This window comes from Pseudonocardia cypriaca (assembly GCF_006717045.1).
Taxonomy (GTDB): domain Bacteria; phylum Actinomycetota; class Actinomycetes; order Mycobacteriales; family Pseudonocardiaceae; genus Pseudonocardia; species Pseudonocardia cypriaca.
On sequence record NZ_VFPH01000002.1, the window covers coordinates 1,002,650 to 1,016,749 of the forward strand.

The window sequence follows — 14,100 nt, forward strand, 5'->3', positions numbered from 1 at the left end:
TCGCACACCGGTGGAGAGGTCAGACCTCCGCTGCGCCGTGCTCGCGGGCCAGCGCGGCGAGCTCGTCGGCGATCGCGGGCGTCGCGGCGAAGACCGCGTCGGCGCCGAGCCCGTCGTCGGGGGGCACGCTGCCCGTCGGCCCCGGCGTGCGCACGAGCGCGCCCGCCTCCTGCGCGATCAGCGCTGCGGCGGCCCAGTCCCACCAGTTGAGGCCGTGCTCCAGGTAGGCGTCCACCCAGCCGGCGGCCACGGCGCACAGGTCGAGCGAGGCGACACCGGCCCGGCGCACGTCCCGCACGTGCGGGAGCATGGCGCCGATCATGCGCACCTGCCGCTCCCGCCGCTCGGCGCGGTAGGAGAACCCGGTGCCGAGCAGCGACAGCGACACGTCGGTGGCACCCGACACGCGCAGCGGCCGCCCGTCGCAGGTGGCGCCCGCGCCCGCCGCGGCGCTCCACAGCCGCCCGGAGGCCGGTTCCATCACTGCGCCGGCCACCGACACGCCGTCGCGGACGGCGGCGACCGAGATCGCGTACCAGGGCATGCCGTACAGGAAGTTCACGGTGCCGTCGATGGGGTCGACCAGCCAGACGGTGCGCGACTCGCCCGCCGTGCTGCCGTGCTCCTCCCCCACCACGACGTCGCCGGGCCGCAGCACGCCGAGCCGCTCGCGGATGAGCACCTCGACCGCGTGGTCGGATGCGGTGACGACGTCCGTGGGGGTGCTCTTGGTCGCCACGCCCGTGCCGCCGCGCTCGTCCCACGGCCGGGGCAGCGACGCGAGGTGCTCGGCGGCCTCGGTCACGAGGTCCTCCGCGATGCGGCGCAGATCGGCGGGCTCGTCGCCGGCGAGAACGGCCGGGTGAGCGGGAGTGGTCGGAGCGGTGGGACGGGCCTCGTTCACGGTGACCATCCGACCACATCGCACCGCCGGCGCGCGCACGCCAGGCCTGCGGACCAGCCACTGGGCGCAGCTTCGGACGTGCGGAGCACGCGCAGTTACAATGGTGCGGTACCCCGATGCGGGATGGGCTTCACGAGCTCCATATCGAGCGCCATCCGTCGAGGTAACCGAACAACATCTCGTCCAGCAGCCGGAGCTCGACGTCTCCCGGCGCACCATAGAGCGCACGCAGCGAGAGGGCCTAGTGGCAGCCGCAGACTCCGCAACCCGTATCGACCCGACCGTCGACGAGGCGGCAGGTCCCGCACCTGCTCGCCGATCCGGCAAGCGGCCGAGCGCACCCGCCAAGACCGGCACCACCCGGTCCCGCGCGGGTGCCGCGAAGGGTGGGGCCGCCAAGACGGCGGCCAAGTCCACGAAGAAGGCCGACCCCGCCGCCGAGGGCGAGCCCACCGACCTCGAGGGCGAGGTCGATCTCGCTGACGCCGAGGTCGGCGAGCTGGAGGACGTCGAGGTCGAGCTCGACACCGATCTCGCGGACGACGTGCCCGAGGTCGTTGCCGACGACGAGGACGAGGAAGCCGAGGAGGACGACGAGGAGGACGAGCCCGCCAACACGGGCGCCAACCGTCGCGCCCCCACCACGCGCAGCTCCCAGCAGAAGCAGTCCGCCGACTTCGTCTGGGACGAGGAGGAGTCCGAGGCGCTGCGGCAGGCCCGCAAGGACGCCGAGCTCACCGCGTCCGCCGACTCCGTCCGCGCCTACCTCAAGCAGATCGGCAAGGTCGCGCTGCTCAACGCGGAGGAGGAGGTCGAGCTCGCCAAACGGATCGAGGCCGGCCTCTACGCCGCGGAGCGCATGCGCCGCGCGATCGACGCGGGCGAGAAGGTGTCGCCGCAGATGCGCCGCGACCTGCGCTGGATCGTCCGCGACGGCGAGCGTGCGAAGAACCACCTGCTGGAGGCGAACCTCCGCCTGGTCGTGTCGCTGGCCAAGCGCTACACCGGCCGCGGGATGGCGTTCCTGGACCTCATCCAGGAGGGCAACCTCGGCCTGATCCGCGCGGTCGAGAAGTTCGACTACACCAAGGGCTACAAGTTCTCCACCTACGCCACCTGGTGGATCCGGCAGGCGATCACCCGCGCGATGGCCGACCAGGCCCGCACCATCCGCATCCCGGTGCACATGGTCGAGGTCATCAACAAGCTCGGCCGCATCCAGCGCGAGCTGCTCCAGGACCTGGGCCGCGAGCCCACGCCGGAGGAGCTGGCCAAGGAGATGGACATCACCCCGGAGAAGGTGCTGGAGATCCAGCAGTATGCCCGGGAGCCCATCTCGCTCGACCAGACCATCGGTGACGAGGGCGACTCCCAGCTCGGCGACTTCATCGAGGACTCCGAGGCCGTCGTCGCGGTCGACGCGGTGAGCTTCACGCTGCTGCAGGACCAGCTGCAGTCGGTGCTCGCCACTCTGTCGGAGCGCGAGGCGGGTGTGGTGCGGCTGCGGTTCGGTCTCACCGACGGCCAGCCGCGCACGCTGGACGAGATCGGCCAGGTCTACGGGGTCACCCGGGAGCGGATCCGGCAGATCGAGTCGAAGACCATGTCGAAGCTGCGCCACCCGTCGCGGTCGCAGGTGCTGCGCGACTACCTCGACTGAGAACGGTTCGAAGGAGGCCCTCCACGCCATGGCGTGGGGGGCCTTCTTCCTACTCCCAGCCGATCGACCCGTTCCACGGCACGTCGTGCTCGGAGGCGTCCGACCGCAGCGCCGCGAGCTCGGCCGCCCGCTGCAGATCCGTCGTGGCGATGACGCCGACCACCCGGCCCCCGTGCTGCACGACGATCTCGCGGCACGGGCCGTGGGGGCGCCGCAGGACCTGCTCGAGCGGCATGCCGGAGTCGACGACGAGCTCGGGTGGCACGGGACGCGCGACGTCGGCGACGGTCGTCGTCGCGCGCGCGTCCCGGTCGATCGCGCCCAGCTCGGCGAGGTGCAGGCGCCCGAGCAGGCGGCCGTGGACGTCGACCACCGGGAACACCCGGTACCGGGGCCCGTCGGGGCCGAGCAGGTGCTCGACGAGGGCCTGCACCGTCCACCACCCGGGCGCCAGGTAGGGCCGGGGCGTCATGACGTCGGCTGCGACCAGCCCGTCGAGCCGCCCGGCGAGCGTTCCACACGTTCGGATGCGCGCCCGGCCGGTGCCCGGCAGCACGGAACGCAGCAACGCGGCACCGGCCCGCACGATCGACACCGCCTTCACCACCTGCTTCCGCAGTCGCTCGGCGACCGGCTGACCGCCGGCTCTCGGCCCCTCCCGGATTCCCGCTACACCGCGTCCCGACACCGGACCTGCACCAGCAGCTCGGAGGCGAGTCCGGGGCCGCGCAGCCGTTGCTCCCCAGCACGGCTGTACGGCCCCGGACCGGCCGGAGGCGCCCCGTTCCGACCCCTCCCACCCGGTCCTGGGCGCCGGGCCCGCCGCGCCGGCCACGTCCCCCCGTTGGCCCTCAGCGGCTGCAGGCTGCCCGTTCCTCCGACGGGTATGAGCGTCGCGCATCGGGCGGGCGGGCGGACAGGGTCGAAGGGCCTGAACGCGAGAGGGCAGAACGGCGGCTCGGAGCGCGCGTCCGGGCGAACCCGACGGCACCGTGCCTCCGGCCCTACTGGTTCTCCAGCACCCAGAACCGCTCGCCCCGCGACTCCTCCAGCCGGCCGAGGAGCTCCAGATGGATCTCGCGGACCCGCTCGGCCGTGATCGCCTCGGCGGGGTCGACCTCCTCGATCCGCACGCTGGTCGGGTCCTCGTACAGGTGCTCCCCCGCGAGGCGGCCGCGCTCGTCGTACGGCCAGACGAAGGCCTGGCGGCTGGAGACGTGGTAGAGCCGGTCCGGGTCAGGGACGTCGTCGTATCCGACGGCGCGCAGGTCCGAGCCCCTGGCCAGCTGGTGGAAGGTGAGCTCGTCGGCCACGCCCCAGTCGGCGACGGCGATGCGGTCGTCGGAGTTCCACAGCACGGAGTTCCCGACGCTGTTGTAGAAAGCGACGACGCCGTCCTTGCCCTCGATCACGGCCGGGTGGGCGCCCCAGGTGACCCGGTACACGGGATGGTCCACCATCATGTCGGGCGCGACGATCTCGTCGAACCGGCCCGATCCCTCCAGGTGGACGTGCCGCCAGAAGTTCAGCAGGATCGCCCGGTGCAGCGGCTCGGTGGTGCGTTCGAGCAGCTCGGCGGTCGGCGTCATCGTCTCGTACAGGGCCTTCTCGAAGCGGTTCATGGCCGTCCTCGTGGTGGGGGTTGCGTCCGGGCAAGGCTGACCAGGCGCCACGAACCCTGTCCAGGACGGCGAAGAGGCTGTTCCCCCGAGAACGGGTCCCGTGCACTGCAGGCCGTCTACGACCACTTCACAGACCGAGCCCCGGCTTCACACAGGGCGGGCCGTGTGTGAAGTGCCTACTGGGTGTGTGAAGTCGCCGCGCCCAGCGCCGCGGCCAGCAGGGCGGCCACGTCGGCGTCGACCGCGGTGTAGTGCACGAACGTGCCGTCCCTCCGGCCCCGGACCAGGCCGGCGAGGCGCAGCTTCGACAGGTGCTGGCTGACCGCGGTGGGAGTGGCGCCCACGAGCTCGGCGAGGCAGGCCACCGACGTCTCCCCCTGCGACAGCGCCCAGAGGATCTTCACCCGCGTGGGGTCGGCGAGCAGCCGGAAGCGCTCGGCGGCGGCCTGGGCCTCGTCGTCGCCGGGCATGTCGAAGTCGGGCAGGGTGCCGTGCACGTTCCGAGGGTAGCGGAGGCCACAACTACCTGACTGCCTTTGAACCTTCGCATATGCGCAGCTATTGTTCCTCGCCGTGGTCACCCTGGAACGTCCTGCCGCGCTCCCGGCCCGTCGCCGCGCACCGATCCACGCGATGCCGGAGGTGCGGTGGGCCGCGGCCTCGCTCGCGCTCTTCGCCGCCGGCTGCGCAGCCCAGCTGGCCGGCACCCCCGCGCCGGTCTGGTGGACCCTGTACCTCGCCTGCTACGCGGCAGGCGGCTGGGAGCCCGGGCTGGCCGGGCTGCGCGCGCTGCGCGAACGGACGCTCGACGTCGACCTGCTGATGGTCGTGGCCGCGATCGCCGCCGCCGCCATCGGCCAGGTCTTCGACGGCGCCCTGCTGATCGTCATCTTCGCCACCTCCGGCGCGGTGGAGGCCGTGGTCACGCGGCGCACCGAGGAGTCCGTGCGTGCGCTGCTCGACCTCGCCCCCGAGCGCGCCACGCTGCTGCGGGACGACGGCACGGAGACGAGCGTGCCGGTGGCCGACCTCGCCGTCGGCGACATGGTGCTCGTCCGGCCCGGTGAGCGGGTGGGCGCCGACGGGGTCGTCGTCTCCGGGACCAGCGAGGTGGACCAGGCCTCCATCACCGGCGAGGGCCTGCCCACCCCGAAGCGGCCCGGGGACGAGGTCTTCGCCGGCACGGTGAACGGCACCGGCGCGTTGCGGGTCGTCGTCCAGCGGGTGGCGGCGGAGTCGGTGGTGGCGCGCATCGCCGCGATGGTGGAGCAGGCCTCGGCCGCCAAGGCGCGCACGCAGCTGTTCATCGAGCGCGTCGAGCAGCGCTACTCGGTGGCCGTGGTGGCCGGCGCGCTCGCGCTGGTCGCGATCCCGCTCGCCTTCGGCGCGGCCTTCGAGCCCACGCTGCTGCGCGCGATGACGTTCATGATCGTGGCGTCCCCCTGCGCGGTCGTCCTCGCGACGATGCCGCCGCTGCTGGCCGCGATCGCGAACGGCGGTCGGCGCGGTGTGCTCGTGAAGTCGGCGGTGGCGATGGAGGCGCTGGGCCGCACCGGCGTCGTCGCGTTCGACAAGACCGGCACGCTCACGGAGGGCAGGCCGCACCTGGAGTCGGTGACGCCGCTCGGCGGGCTCGACGAGGACGCCGTGCTCGCGCTCGCCGCGGCCGCCGAGCGCCCCAGCGAGCACCCCCTCGCCGCCGCGATCGTGCAGGCCGCCCACCGACGCGGGCTGCCCGTCGCCGAGGCCACGGGGTTCAGCTCCGTGCCCGGACGCGGCGTCCGCGCCACGGTCGGCGGGACGGACGTCGTCGTCGGCTCACCGGCGGTGCTGGACGGTGTCCCGGAGGTCGCCACATTGGAGGCGGGCGGCGCCACGGTGGTCGCCGTGATCGCCGACGGCCGTCCGGCCGGACTGCTCGCGCTCGTCGACCGGCTCCGCCCGGACGCGGCCGGCACCGTCACCCGGCTCACGGAGCTCACCGGCACGGCGCCCGTCCTGCTCACGGGCGACAACGCGGCCGCCGCGCAGCGGGTCGCCGACGCCGTCGGGATCACCGACGTGCGGGCCGGTCTCCTCCCCGACGCCAAGGCAGCCGCGGTGCGTGAGCTGCAGGCCGCAGGCCGGCGGGTGCTGCTCGTGGGCGACGGTGTGAACGACGCCCCCGCGCTCGCCACGGCCGACGTCGGGGTGGCGCTCGGCGGGCGGGGCATCGCGCTGGCGGTCGAGACGGCCGACGTCGTGATCGTGCGCGACGACCTCACCACCCTGCCCAACCTGCTCGGCCTCTCCCGCCGCGCCCGCCGGGTGGTCGTGGCCAACGTCGCGATCGCGGCCACGGTGATCGCGTCGCTCGTGACGTGGGACCTCGTTGGCACCCTGCCGCTCCCGCTCGGCGTGGCCGGGCACGAGGGCTCCACGGTGGTGGTCGCGCTCAACGGCCTGCGCCTGCTGCGCGCGGCCGCGTGGCGGCGTGCCGGCTAGCGGCCCAGGTGAGCCGCGGCCACGCTCTTCGGCACGACCATGCGCCAGGCGTCGACGACCAGCTCGCGCATCTCGTCCTCGTCGAGCGCGGCCGTCCACGCCTCCACCCAGTGGTACCGCTGCTCGGAGAACCGCGGTAGGTGGAACTTCGTGGGGTCGGACGCGATGAGCGCGTCGCGCTCCTCCTTCGGGTACGCGAAGCCCATCACCGACTCGTCCCGCGAGAACGCGATGTAGACGATCTGCTTCACCCGGAACTTCACGCGGTCGTGGATGAGGTGCTCGGTGGTGCGCGGCAGCGACAGGGCCAGCCGCCGCACCTCGTCGACCGTGACCATCCACCGAGTATGGGCTCGGGGCCTGACACTTTCCGACGAGCGGGGCGTTCGTCGGTACCTATCCGACGAACGCGCCGCTCGTCGGGATCGGGGTCGGTGCCGTGAGGCGACTCACCGCTCTCTGGATCGATTCTGGAGCAGCTTGCGGGGATGCTGGAACGAGGTGCCCGCCGTCGCCGCGCCATTGACCGGACGAAGCCGACGAACTCGTGGAACCGGATCCCCGATGCCTTTCCCCCTCGATCCCGCACGCCTGCAGATCCGCCGCAGGTCGACCCCTCCCCCGGTGCGCAGGCACCGGATCGCCGCCACCGTGCTGTTCACGGTGGACGGGGCGGTCTTCGGCTCGTGGGCCTCCCGCATCCCCGACGTCGCAGCCGGCATCGGCGCAGGCCCGACGGCGCTCGGGCTCGCCCTGCTCTGCGTCTCCCTCGGCGCGCTGGCCAGCATGCAGCTGACCGGTGCGCTGTGCGCCCGCCTCGGGCCCGGGCTGGCCGGAGTCGCCGCCGCGATCGCCACCTGCGCCGCGCTCGCCCTCCCCGGCCTCACCGGCTCGGTACCAGAGCTCGCGGTCGCGCTGCTCGTGTTCGGCGCCGCCACCGGCACGCTGAACGTGGCGGCGAACGCCATCGGCGTGCAGGTCGAGGCCGTGGCCCACCGGCCCGTGCTGCCGTCGCTGCACGCCGGGTTCAGCTTCGGCGGGCTCGCCGGGGCCGCGGCAGGCGGGGCGGTCGCGTCATTCGCCCCACCCGCCGTGCACCTGCTCGTCGTCGGTGCGCTCGGGGTGCTCGCGACGACGACCGTGGCGCCGGTCCTGCTGGCCGCCGACGGCCGGCCCACGCGGGACGGCGACGAGCCGGCGCTGCGCGGCACCACCCGCGGTCTCGTCGTGCTGCTGGGCGTGATCGCCGGGTCCACCGCGTTCGGCGAGGGCGCCGTCACCGACTGGGGAGCGCTGCACCTGAAGGAGATCGGCGCCACCCCGGTGCTCGCGGCCGCGGGCTACGCCGGGTTCTCCCTCGCCATGGCCTGCGGCAGGCTGGCCGGGAACGCCCTCGTGCACGCGCTGGGCCCCACCCGCGTCGTGACCGGTGGAGCCCTGCTCGCCACCGCCGGGGCGCTGCTGGTCGCGGCAGCACCGGCCGTCGACATCGTGCTCGCGGGCTTCGTGCTGATCGGGCTCGGCCTGGCCAACGTCTTCCCGATCGCGATCGCCCGGGCCGGTGCCCACGCCGGGGCGGGCGGGGTCGCCCTCGCCTCGACCGTCGGCTACACCGGGCTGCTCGGCGGGCCGCCGCTGCTCGGGATCGTCGCCGAGTCGGTCGGGCTGCACGTCGCCTTCGCGGCGGTCGCCGCGCTCGCCGCCGTGGCCGCGGCGCTGGCCGTGCCCGCCCTCGGCGGCGGCGAACGCGTGCTCGCCGGCATTTCCGCCGCCCTCCGCCGGCACACCGCGCAGCTCGGCGCGCTCCACGCCCAGCTGAGCGGACCCACCACCGACCGGCGGCCGTACCCGGGCCTCGAAGCCCTCGCCACCTGACGACAGGAGGCCTCACATGGACGCTCCCACGCTGACCCACCCCACCTCGATCCCGCGGTTCGCCACGATCCACGGCAAGCTCATGCAGGGCGTGAGCTACGCGATCCCGTTCGTCGTCACCGGCGGCGTGCTGCTCGCGCTCGGTTACGCACTCGGCGGCCCCACGGTCGCCGCCGCCCCACCGGTGACCGCCGGCTTCGACTGGCTCGCCCCCACCAGCTGGGCGGCGCTGCTGCACCAGCTCGGCACCCTCACCTTCGGGCTCCTCGTCCCGGTGGTCGGCGGGTACGTCGCCCACGCCATCGGCGACCGCCCGGCGCTGGTGCCCGGGTTCGTCGGCGGCAGCGTCGCCGTCCAGACCGGAGCCGGCTTCCTCGGCGGGCTCGTCGCCGGGGTCGTCGCAGGCGTCGTGGTCGAGTGGGTGGCCCGCTGGCACCCTCCGCGCGCCGTCGCGGGGCTACGTCCGGTGCTGGTCCTGCCGCTCGCCGGCACGCTGGTCACGGGCGCCGTCATGTGGCTCGTCGTCGGCACCCCGCTGGCCGCCCTGACCGGTGCGCTGACGAGCAGGCTCGCCGACCTCTCCACCGGCAGCCTCGTGGTGGCCGGTGCGGTCGTCGGCCTGATGGTGGCCGTCGACCTCGGCGGGCCGATCAACAAGACGGCCTACACGTTCGCCGTCGCCGGGCTGGCCACCGGCGCCCCGGAGGCACAGACGATCATGGCCGCCGTCATGGCCGCTGGGATGACCCCACCGCTCGCCATGGCAGTCGCGAGCACCGTCGGCCGCCAGTGGTTCACCCCCGCCGAGCGGGAGAACGGGCGCGCGGCCTGGCTCCTCGGCGCGGTGTACGTGACCGAGGGCGCCATCCCGTTCGCCGCCGCCGACCCCCTGCGGGTGCTGCCGTCCCTCCTGGCCGGCTCGGCGGTGACCGGTGGGCTGTCGGCCGCCTTCGGGGTGGCCGCCGCCACCCCGCACGGTGGGATCTTCGTGCTCCCGCTGGTCGGCAACCCGCTCGGCTACCTGGTCGCGATCGTCACCGGCACCCTCGTGTCGGCCGCGGCCGTCCTCGCCCTGAAGGCCACCGCGCACCGGCGCACGGAGAGCGAGCTGTAGCTCCTCCGACCCGACGCCGGGAAAGGTGGGAGCGGGAATCCCGGTCCCGCGATCCCCTGTGCCACGATCCGTGACCAGGACGCAGCGGGGGGTCACGTGACGCGGCACGAGGGTTCCATGATCCGGCGTCGGGTGCTGGCCAGGCAACTGAAGCTGCTGCGCGAGCAGTCCGGCCTCACCCTGGAACAGGCCGCGCCGCAGCTGGACTTCTCGGTGAGCAAGCTCAGCCGGGTCGAGAACGCCCAGGTCATGATCGACGTGCACTGGGTGAAGAGCATGCTCGACATCTACGACGCCGGGGGCACCCGGTGGAACGAGCTGCTGGACCTGGCCCGGGAGGCCCAGCAGCCCGGGTGGTGGCGGGCCTTCGGTCTGGGCAACAACAGCTACATCGCCTTCGAGACCGAGGCGAGCCGCGTCCAGATCTTCACCCTCGGCTACGTGCCCGGTCTGATGCAGACCGCCGACTACGCCCGGGCGTTGATGCGTGCGGTGCCGGTGCGACGCACCGAGGAGCAGCTCGACAACGAGGTTGCCGCCCGCATGTACCGCCAGCAGCGTCTGTCCTCCGCCGACAATCCCCTCGAGCTGGTGGCGGTGATCGACGAGTCCGTACTGCACCGCCCGGTCGGCGGGCCGGACGAGCTACGCAAGCAGCTCGACCACCTGATCGCGCTCACCGGGCTGGACACCGTCACCCTGCACGTGCTGCCGACCGCCGTCGGTGCCCACGCCGCGCTGGCCTCCGGATTCAGCATCCTCCACTTCGGAGAGCTCGATGAGCCGGACATGGCCTACATCGAGCACACCGTCGGAGCGCTGATGATCGACAAGGCCGGGGAGGTAAGCCGGGCTAGGCTTGCGTTCGAGCGCGTGCTGTCAGATGCGCTCGACCCGGCCGAGTCGCAGGCGCTGATCCGCCGGCTGGCCGGGGGGTGAGCCCGTCCGAAGGAGAAGGCCGTGGGCGACGACGAGCTCCGCTGGTTCACGAGCAGCTTCAGCGGCGGCAACGGTGACTCATGCGTCGAGGTGGCGTTCCTCCCCACCGCGGTAGCCGTGCGCGACACGAAGAACCGCGCGCTGCCCCCACACCGCCACACCGAGTCGTCGTGGACGGAGTTCCTGGCAGCCGTCCGCGCGCGCGAGTTCGACCGGGCCGACGCCACTTCACAAACCCAGTAGGCACTTCACACAGGGCGGGCCCTGTGTGAAGTTGGTACTGCCTTTGTGAAGTGCGGCTCAGCCCTCGCGGGCGAGGGTCGGCCGGCGCGCCGCGAACGCGGCGGTCAGCTCTTCCAGCGCGGGCAGGGCGGCCAGCAGCGCGCTCGCGGTCTCCGCGGGGAGCTGCTCGACCACCGCGAGCAGGGTCGCGGTGCGGCGCTCCATGATCCGCGTGCTCTTCTCGCGCCCCTCGACCGTGGCCTCGGCGACCACACCGCGCTGGTCGGAGGTGGCCGAGGAGCGCTCGATCAGCCCCTTCTGCTCCAGCACACCCATCACGCGCGAGAGCATCGTCGGGTTGACGCCCTCGAGGTCGGCCACCGCGGAGATCCGGATCGGGCCGCGCGCGACCACCACCCCGAGGACGGACGCCTGGGTGGGGGTGAGCTCCTCGCTCGACGCCGACTCGTTCATCGAGCGCGCGAGCTTGCCGATCACGCGCCGCAGCCGCACCGCGGCCTCGGTGTCGAAGGCCGCGCCCAACCCTCCGCCCTGCATCTGCCCATGAAACCAGGGCGGACGGCAGCACGAGCGGACACCCGAGTGTTAGATTGCTTGCCGTCAAGCAACTAGCGGGAGGGATCCGGTGACCGTGACCGTCGATGCCGCACCGCGCCGGGCGCTGATCCGCTGGCTGGTGTTCGCCACCGTCGTGCTCGCGATGCTGATGCACGCCATCGACCAGACCTCGGTGGCCACGGCACTCTCGGCCATGCAGAACGACCTCGGCGCGAGCCTCGCCTGGACGGGCTGGACGATCACGATCTACTCCGTCGGGCAGATCCTCGTCCTGCCGCTCGCCGGGCCGATGGGCGACCGGTTCGGCGCCCGGCGCGTGTTCCTGCTCGCCGTCGCCGCCTTCACGGTGGCGTCGGTGCTCTGCGGGCTCTCCTCCGGCACGGCGCAGCTGATCGTCTTCCGGTTCCTGCAGGGGCTCGCGGGCGGCGCGCTGCTGCCGGTGGCCACCGCGATCGTCTCCGCCGAGTTCGGGCGCGACCGCGACCGCGCGATCGCGCTCTTCAGCACGGCGTTCCCGATCGGCGCGATCCTGGGACCGCTGGCAGGCGGCCTCATCCTCACGTTCGCGTCGTGGCGGGAGATCTTCTTCATCAACGTGCCGGTCGGGGTCCTGCTGATCTGCCTCGGGCGGGTGCTGATCCGCGAGACGCCCCGCACGGCGCCTGCCCGCGTCGACGTCGGCGGGATCGCGTGGCTCACCACGCTGCTGCTGTCCGGGATGGTGGCGATCACCCGCATCGGTTCGTTCGGCGAGGGGTGGACCGGACCGGCGTCGGTGGTGGGCGCCGCCGCCGTCGCGCTGGTGGCCGGGCGGTTCCTGCTGCGGCACCTGCACCGGCACCCCGACCCGATCGTCTCGCCCCGGCTGCTGACCGGGCAGCGGCTGGGCCTGATGAACGTCATGAACGTCCTGTTCGGCGCCGCGGTGATCGGGTTCTCCGCGCTGCTGCCGCACTACGCCCAGATCCGCTACCAGATGACGCCCATCGCCTCCGGTGGCCTGCTCACGGTCCGGGCCGTCTTCATGATCGCGCTGTCCGCGCTGGCCGTCGGGCTGCTGCGCCGGCTCGGACACCGGCCGCTCCTGCTCGCCGGGATGGCCGCGATCACGGTCTCGCTGCTGATCACCGGCCTCCCACCCGTGCACACCGGACCCGAACTCTGGCTCTCGCTCGGCGCCGCGGTGATGGGGTTCGGGATGGGCCTCGCCGCCCCGTCCTCGGCCAACGCGGGGATGCACCTCGTGCCGGAGCAGGCCGCGGCGGTCTCGGGCCTCCGGGTGCTGTTCCGGCAGGCCGGGGCGATCATCGCGGTCTCGGTGGTCACGGCCGTGACCTCGGCCGCCACCGACCCCGCTGCGGCCAACACCGCCGCGTTCCTCGTCCTCGCGGCGGTGATGGGTGGCGCCGTCGTCCTGGCGATGCGGATCCCGAACCAGCGGGGTCGCTGGTAGCCGCTCGGCTCGATCAGGCCGGATCGGCCGGCGTGCCGGTCGTCGTCCTCCGGGAGGTCCTCGGGCGCGCGAAGAGCCACATGAGGATCGCGCCGAGGATCGCCCCGCCGACCAGCGCGATGACGACCGTCAGCGGTGCGGCCTGGCCGCTCCCGCCCGCGGTGTTCTCGATCGCGACCTGGCTCGGCTCGTTGGCCGGCGCGGCGGCTCCCGGCTGGGGGGCACCCTGCCCGAGGAAGTCGCGCAGCATCCCGGTGTCGGTGATGACGTTGAAGTTCTGACCGAGGAACGGCACGGTCATCTGGCTGTTGATCCCGAGGACCTCGCCGCGCGCGTTGATGGTGGGCCCACCGGAGATGCCCTCGGCGAGGTCGGCGTTGATCTGGTAGACCGCGACGCCCTGGCGGAACTGCCGGGCGGTGATCGTGCCGCTGGTGTTCACCGGCTGGAGCCGGGAGTCCTGCAGCACCTCGGCGGGCGTCTTGCCGCCGCTCACGAGCCCCTTGACGTCGACGCCGTCGGTGGAGTCGATGTTCAGCCCGGGGAACCCGATCGACGTCACGGTCTCCCCGAGCTGCGGCTCGTCCGGAGCGATCGGCAACGGCTTCGCAGGCGGCAGGCCGTACATCTCGAGCTTGGCGGTGTCGCCCTCGTCGGCCGAGCGGAAGCTGTCGACCCGGACGATGACCGGCGCCGTGATGACGGCACCCTGCATCTCACGCGGCTGGAACGCCCAGACCGTGCGCTTGGGCTCCGCGCGCGCGGGCTGGTTCGCCGCAGGCGCACCGGTGGTCGGGTCGATGGCCGGGCCGCTGCGACTGTCGAGCGCCTGCCGGCCCTCCTTCGGGTCGACGCAGTGACCGGCCGTGACGATCGTGGTCGGGCTGTCGAACCAACCGGTGCAGATCGTCATGACGGGCAGCTCGTCCTCGCCGGGCGCAGGCGCGGGCGCCGGGGCGAGGGCGAACGGGTCCTGGGGCTCCTCCCAGATCACGACCACGCCCACGATCGACTGTTGCACCGACTGCAGCAGAGCCGGGTCGATGAGGCCGTTCAGCGCAGGCGGCGGGGGCGCCGGCTCGTCGGCTCTCGCCGCGCCGGTGAGCAGCACGGATGCCACGATGGCAGCCAGCGCCACCAGCGCCCCGGTCGACACCTTCCGAACGGATCTCACGCTGCAGTTCCCCCCAAAGCCTCGATGATGCCCCCGAGTGTGCCCCTCGCCAGGCCGGCGCGCACGGGTTCCGC

General features: G+C 73.2%; 13 protein-coding genes and 1 pseudogene. 7 read left to right on the top strand and 7 right to left on the bottom strand.

Annotated features, from left to right (window positions below; translation table 11 throughout):
- Window positions 1–19 precede the first annotated feature (19 nt).
- A complete protein-coding gene (locus tag FB388_RS22305) occupies window positions 20–913 on the bottom strand; it encodes an inositol monophosphatase family protein (protein WP_142104154.1) in 894 nt (297 codons plus the stop codon).
- A 205-nt stretch (window positions 914–1,118) separates the two neighbouring features.
- On the opposite strand from FB388_RS22305, the pseudogene FB388_RS22310 reads away from it, so the two are divergent.
- A pseudogene (locus tag FB388_RS22310) lies at window positions 1,119–2,564 on the top strand (RNA polymerase sigma factor); the annotation flags it as partial.
- Window positions 2,565–2,613: 49 nt separating this feature from the next.
- Here the strand turns inward: FB388_RS22310 and FB388_RS22315 are convergent.
- From FB388_RS22315 to FB388_RS22325, 3 genes are all read right to left on the bottom strand, one after another.
- Window positions 2,614–3,159 (bottom strand): CBS domain-containing protein, encoded by a 546-nt coding sequence (locus FB388_RS22315; protein ID WP_142104156.1) that lies wholly within the window; start codon window positions 3,157–3,159, stop codon window positions 2,614–2,616.
- Window positions 3,160–3,568: 409 nt separating this feature from the next.
- Entirely contained in the window at window positions 3,569–4,186 is a 618-nt protein-coding gene (locus tag FB388_RS22320; protein ID WP_142104157.1) for a hypothetical protein, read from the bottom strand.
- Between the two features lie 176 nt (window positions 4,187–4,362).
- Complete coding sequence (locus FB388_RS22325; protein ID WP_281290456.1) at window positions 4,363–4,683, bottom strand: ArsR/SmtB family transcription factor; 321 nt, start codon at window positions 4,681–4,683, stop codon at window positions 4,363–4,365.
- Window positions 4,684–4,819: 136 nt separating this feature from the next.
- Here FB388_RS22325 and FB388_RS22330 point away from each other — a divergent pair, with 136 nt between their 5' ends.
- Window positions 4,820–6,670 carry a heavy metal translocating P-type ATPase gene (locus tag FB388_RS22330; protein ID WP_142106204.1) on the top strand — a complete coding sequence of 617 codons (1,851 nt, stop codon included), beginning with the start codon at window positions 4,820–4,822 and terminating at the stop codon, window positions 6,668–6,670.
- On the opposite strand, the gene FB388_RS22335 is transcribed toward FB388_RS22330, so the two are convergent.
- Window positions 6,667–7,008, bottom strand: coding sequence for an MmcQ/YjbR family DNA-binding protein (locus FB388_RS22335; RefSeq protein WP_142104158.1), 342 nt, complete (start codon window positions 7,006–7,008; stop codon window positions 6,667–6,669). The genes FB388_RS22330 and FB388_RS22335 overlap by 4 nt on opposite strands.
- A 226-nt stretch (window positions 7,009–7,234) precedes the next feature.
- Between FB388_RS22335 and FB388_RS22340 the strand changes: the two genes are divergently transcribed.
- From FB388_RS22340 to FB388_RS22355, 4 genes are all read left to right on the top strand, one after another.
- The gene (locus tag FB388_RS22340) at window positions 7,235–8,545 is read left to right on the top strand and encodes an MFS transporter (protein WP_211362168.1); all 1,311 of its coding nucleotides are present in this window, start codon (window positions 7,235–7,237) and stop codon (window positions 8,543–8,545) included.
- Window positions 8,546–8,561: 16 nt separating this feature from the next.
- On the top strand, window positions 8,562–9,659 hold the full coding sequence (locus FB388_RS22345; protein ID WP_142104159.1) for a PTS fructose transporter subunit IIC: 1,098 nt from the start codon (window positions 8,562–8,564) through the stop codon (window positions 9,657–9,659).
- Window positions 9,660–9,776: 117 nt separating this feature from the next.
- Entirely contained in the window at window positions 9,777–10,598 is an 822-nt protein-coding gene (locus FB388_RS22350; protein ID WP_142104160.1) for a helix-turn-helix domain-containing protein, read from the top strand.
- A gap of 21 nt (window positions 10,599–10,619) precedes the next feature.
- Entirely contained in the window at window positions 10,620–10,841 is a 222-nt protein-coding gene (locus FB388_RS22355) for a DUF397 domain-containing protein (protein ID WP_142104161.1), read from the top strand.
- A gap of 57 nt (window positions 10,842–10,898) precedes the next feature.
- Here FB388_RS22355 and FB388_RS22360 read toward each other — a convergent pair whose 3' ends face one another.
- Complete coding sequence (locus tag FB388_RS22360) at window positions 10,899–11,378, bottom strand: MarR family winged helix-turn-helix transcriptional regulator (protein WP_142104162.1); 480 nt, start codon at window positions 11,376–11,378, stop codon at window positions 10,899–10,901.
- A gap of 88 nt (window positions 11,379–11,466) precedes the next feature.
- Here FB388_RS22360 and FB388_RS22365 point away from each other — a divergent pair, with 88 nt between their 5' ends.
- Entirely contained in the window at window positions 11,467–12,852 is a 1,386-nt protein-coding gene (locus FB388_RS22365) for an MFS transporter (protein ID WP_142104163.1), read from the top strand.
- A gap of 13 nt (window positions 12,853–12,865) precedes the next feature.
- Here the strand turns inward: FB388_RS22365 and FB388_RS22370 are convergent, their stop codons facing one another.
- Window positions 12,866–14,026, bottom strand: a complete 1,161-nt coding sequence (locus FB388_RS22370) for a trypsin-like peptidase domain-containing protein (RefSeq protein WP_142104164.1) — start codon at window positions 14,024–14,026, stop codon at window positions 12,866–12,868.
- Between the last annotated feature and the right edge of the window lie 74 nt (window positions 14,027–14,100).